The sequence below is a fragment of the Pseudomonas fluorescens genome (assembly GCF_902497995.1).
In the GTDB taxonomy this organism is placed as follows: Bacteria; Pseudomonadota; Gammaproteobacteria; order Pseudomonadales; family Pseudomonadaceae; genus Aquipseudomonas; species Aquipseudomonas fluorescens_BK.
This window is the reverse complement of record NZ_CABVII010000080.1, coordinates 1-506: the sequence shown is the minus strand read 5'-3', so window position 1 is coordinate 506 and position 506 is coordinate 1. Positions and strand designations below refer to the sequence as shown.

Annotated in this window: 1 protein-coding gene and 1 pseudogene; both read left to right on the top strand. The window is 54.0% G+C overall.

All coding sequences use genetic code 11. The features are described from left to right. Positions 1–259 (top strand): annotated as a pseudogene (locus F8N80_RS31010) (transglycosylase SLT domain-containing protein); the annotation flags it as partial. 104 nt (positions 260–363) lie between these two features. After that, on the top strand, positions 364–506 hold a 143-nt coding region (locus tag F8N80_RS31005), incomplete at its 3' end, for a DoxX family membrane protein (protein WP_150785348.1).

Genomic DNA, 506 nt, shown 5'->3' with positions numbered 1-506 from the left:
CAATGAGCGCGAGCGCATGGCCTTTATGCTGGCGGCGTACAACATGGGGCCGGAGCGGGTGCAAGGTATGCGCACCGAGGCCAAGCGCCGTGGGCTTAACCCCAATCAGTGGTTCTTCCAGGTTGAACGCATTGCGATGGAGCAGGTAGGGATGGGCGGCGTCAGCTATGTTAATAGCGTCAACAAGTAATATTTGGCGTTCGATCGGGAGCGCGAGTCTCTGGAGCCGCCTGCGGCTAAAGTTGCATCGCGTGAATAATCGATTTTTTAGATGTAAATTAGGCAATATTTCGGCTTTTATCATTGCTTAAACTGATTAATATAGCGGCCAACCAACCCCTACCTGGAAAAGGATTTACCCCCATGAGCCCAATGATTACCCGTGTACTGTCCACTCGCGCCGGTTATGGCCTGACTATTCTGCGTATCTTCGTCGGCATCATCTTCGCTGCCCACGGTTCGCAAAAGCTCTTCGGCTGGTTTGGCGGTGGTGGCCTGGCGGGCAC